Here is a 3,870-nt window from a genome sequence, read left to right on the forward strand (position 1 = left end):
CAGCAGCGACGTGACCGGGACCAGCAGTGGGCCGGGGGCGATCGCCAGGCCGGTTTTCAGCGCCGACCAGCCCCAGGCCGTCTGCTCCCAGATCGCAACGGAAAACAGCATCGCGCCGAAAGCGACCGAGTAAGGCGCCATCACCAACGCAGCACCGGTGAACTGGCGAACATGGAACAGCTTGGGATCGACAAACGGGTTGCGGGACCTCAGGCAGTGGCGGACGAACAACGCGAGGCAAACGACCGCGGCGGCGACGCTCAGGCCGATGCCGCGCGAGGCCCATCCCCAATCGTTCACCTTCACGATCGCGAAGGTCAGCGCGCCGATCCCACCGGTAATCAGCAACGCGGCCCACGGATTGGGGCGAGGCACGTTGTGCCCCGGCACCTCCGGCAGTTTCCACCAGCCGACCGCCAGCGCCATCACACCGATGGGGACGTTGACCAGAAAGATCCAGCGCCAGCTCGCCATCACCAGCAAGCCGCCGGCGACCGGCCCCAGTGCCGCGGCGAGACCGCCGACGGCCGCCCAGGTTCGCACCGCGCCGCCGCGGTGTTCAGGGGGAAACGTCGCCAGGATCAGCCCGATGGATGTCGGCGTCATCAGCGCCGCGCCCGCTGCCTGTATCACCCGGAACGCGACCAGCATCTCGACACTATTGGCCGCCGAACAGGCGGCCGAGGCAGCGGTAAACAGCCCGATGCCAAGCAAAAAGCTCTGATTGCGGCGGTAACGTTCGGCCAGGCGCCCGAAGAACACCAGCAACGCCGCATAGGTGATCGCGTAACCGTTCAAGACCCAGGACAGGTTTTCCAGTGAGGCGCCGCGCAGGTCCCGCGCGATGTTGGGCAGGCCGACATTGACGATGAACAGGTCAAGGTTGGCCAGCACGATGCCGATGCAAACGATCGCCAGCACCTGGTTCGGCGAAGCGGCGATTCGACGGATGCCGATGCCTCGCCTCGGTCCCGGTGCCCCACCGGGATCGGGCACCGACAAGGCCGGCGCCAGGATGTCCTGCTGATCTGTCTCTACGAACGAGTCCATGGTGTCCTGTCTGGATAATAGAACAAAACATCTTATGTTTTGTTCATAGGTAAAAAAATGTCTAGACAATCGCCCCGACAAGACTGCCGAGCGTGGTCCGCCGCAGCGTTGTCTCGACCGCGGTGTCGGTGGCGCCAAAGATCGGCGTCAGCAGATCCTTCATCCGGGAATCGACCGGGCAGTTCGGGTTGCCCCTTGGCCGCAGGGCAAACACACCCGTTTCGGTTTCGACCGCCCGGTAGATCTGGTCCAAGGTGATCTCGTCAGGCGCGCGCGCCAGTTCGACACCGCCATCCTTGCCCGGGCGAATCTCGACCAGGCCCTGCTGTTGCATGCATTTCAGCAGTCGCCGCACCACCACGGGGTTCGTGCGAAGACTCTTCGCGACGATCTCCGAGTTGGTGCCCTCCGGTCCCGTGTAGGCGATGACACACAGGATTTGGACGGCGGTTGCCATGCGGGTGTTTGCAGCCATAAGGAAACACTACCAGTTATGTTTTGTATAGTCAAGCGCGCGCGTCAGACCGGTCGGTCGCCTCACCGGCGGCCAAACCCGGCCCGACACCCATCGACCCGCAAGACGGGGCTGACGCCTTCAGCCCCGCCCTAGGCGGCCCGGCTTCAAACCTTCTCGGTAGAAGCCCGATAAATCTCATCGATCGACGCCGCCAGCGCCGCATCGAACGCCGCATCGCTCATCGAACGCGTCAGGCCCTCGGCAAGCGCCCGCGAGAAACTCGCGATCATGCCGTGATTGGCCGCCAGGCGCTGACAGGCGTCAGCCCGCGTATACCCCCCCGACAGCGCCACAACCCTCGCCACACCCTTATGGCCGCTCAGCCCCGCATACAAATTCGGCACATCCGGGATCGTCAGCTTCAGCATCACCTGCTGCCCCGCCGGCAACGCATCCAACCCCTTGGTCAGTTCGGCCAGCAGAATAGCCTCCGCACCCGCCTTGTCCGGACTCTTGATCGACACTTCCGGCTCCAGGATCGGCATCAACCCGTGGCCGCTGATCTGCGCGCCGATCGCGAACTGCTGCGCCACAATGGCCGCGATCCCGTCTTTCGAGGCCAAATTGACCACAGAGCGCATCTTGGTGCCAAAGATCCCAAGCTTCCCCGCCCGCTCCAGCAGCGCGTCCAGCCCGGGAATCGGCTTCATCAGGCTGACGCCGTCCTTCTCCGCCTCCAGCCCCTTGTCGACCTTCAGGAACGGAACAACCCCCCGTTCGTCCCACAGGTATGCCGGAACCGGCTTGTCCTTCGCCTTCCCGTCCATCGTCGCTTCAAACAGGATTGCACCGATCACCTTCGCCCCGGTAAAGGCCGGCGCTGTCATGATGCGCACCCGCATCTCATGCATCAGCTTGAACATCTCGGCATCGCCGCTATAGGCGCTGTCCGGAATGCCGTAGAGGCGCAGGGCGCCGGGAGTCGACCCGCCGCTCTGGTCAAGCGCGGCGATGAAGCCGCCCTTCTCGCGCATTTGCGCCGTCATCTTGTCATTGGCCATGGTCGTCATCCTCACACCGGTACGCTTGGGTCATATGCGTCCAGCCTCGGCCGATCGCCCTCGCGCGGACAAGAATACTGGCATGCCGTTCGGGGTCCACACAATCTTCGCCCTTCGCACGATCCTGCCTGCCCGCTTCAATCCGGAACGCCGATGGTTTAAGCCGTCGCCATGGCTCCTCCCCTTCTCGCGCTTCAGGATATCGCCCTGACGTTCGGCGCCGCGCCGCTGCTGGCCGGCGCCGGCATTTCCGTAACCACCGGCGACCGGGTCTGCCTGGTCGGCCGCAACGGATCGGGCAAATCGACGTTACTGCGGATCGCCGCCGGCCTGGTGCAGCAGGATACCGGCCGCCGATTCGCCCAGCCAGGCGCCACCATCCGCTATTTGCCGCAGGAGCCCGATTTCGCCGGGTTCGCCACCACACTGCAGTACGTCGAAGCCGGCCTGGGCGACGCCGCCGCCGCCGACCACTACCGCGCCTCCTATCTCCTCGAGCAGCTCGGTCTGACCGGCCGCGAAGACCCAACGATGCTGTCGGGCGGCGAGGCCCGCCGCACCGCCCTCGCCCGCGTCCTCGCCCCCGAACCCGACATCCTGCTGCTGGATGAGCCCACCAACCATCTCGACCTTCCCGGCATCGAGTGGCTGGAGCAGGAACTCGCCGGCATGCGCTCCGGCATCGTGGTGATCAGCCATGACCGCCGCCTGCTGGAACGGATTTCCCGAACCACCGTCTGGCTGGATCGCGGCACCACACGTGTGCTGGACCAGGGGTTTGCCCAGTTCGAATCCTGGCGCGATCAAATCCTGGAACAAGAGGAACTGGAGCGGCACAAGGTCGGGCGGAAAATCCTCATGGAGGAAGACTGGGTGCGCTACGGCGTGTCCGGGCGGCGCAAGCGGAACCAGAAGCGGCTGGGCGACCTGCATGCGTTGCGCAAGAAGCACAAGGAACAGCGCGCCGCCGTGGGCAAGGTGAAGCTGGAAGCCGCCGAGGCGGAACTGTCCGGCCGCCTGGTCATGGTGGCGGAGGGGATTTCGAAGACCTACGGCGACCGCACCGTGGTGCGGGATTTCTCCACTCGCATCATCCGCGGCGACCGCGTCGGGATCGTCGGACAAAATGGCGCCGGCAAAACCACGCTGCTGAACATGCTGACCGGCAAGCTGGCCCCCGACACAGGCGAGGTCAAAATCGGCACCAACCTGGCCGAGGTATCGTTGGACCAGCGGCGGGACTCGCTCGACCCCAACCAGACCCTGTCGCAGGCCCTGACCGGCGGGGGGGGCGGCACCCGG

4 protein-coding genes are annotated in these 3,870 nt (G+C 65.1%); 1 reads left to right on the forward strand and 3 read right to left on the reverse strand.

What is annotated here, in order from left to right:
- The 3 genes from GSQ89_RS27460 to GSQ89_RS27470 all read right to left on the reverse strand — a co-directional run.
- A partial coding sequence (locus GSQ89_RS27460) for an MFS transporter (RefSeq protein ID WP_158931295.1) occupies positions 1-1,050 on the reverse strand: 1,050 nt, incomplete at its 3' end.
- Positions 1,051-1,111: 61 nt separating this feature from the next.
- A complete protein-coding gene (locus GSQ89_RS27465) occupies positions 1,112-1,507 on the reverse strand; it encodes an Rrf2 family transcriptional regulator (RefSeq protein ID WP_158931297.1) in 396 nt (131 codons plus the stop codon).
- A gap of 164 nt (positions 1,508-1,671) precedes the next feature.
- The gene (locus tag GSQ89_RS27470) at positions 1,672-2,568 is read right to left on the reverse strand and encodes a fructose bisphosphate aldolase (RefSeq protein ID WP_158931299.1); all 897 of its coding nucleotides are present in this window, start codon (positions 2,566-2,568) and stop codon (positions 1,672-1,674) included.
- A gap of 171 nt (positions 2,569-2,739) precedes the next feature.
- Here GSQ89_RS27470 and GSQ89_RS27475 point away from each other — a divergent pair.
- The coding region (locus GSQ89_RS27475) for an ABC-F family ATP-binding cassette domain-containing protein (RefSeq protein WP_158931301.1) at positions 2,740-3,870 on the forward strand (1,131 nt) is incomplete at its 3' end.

The organism is Acidisphaera sp. S103 (assembly GCF_009765975.1).
Lineage (GTDB): Bacteria > Pseudomonadota > Alphaproteobacteria > Acetobacterales > Acetobacteraceae > Rhodopila.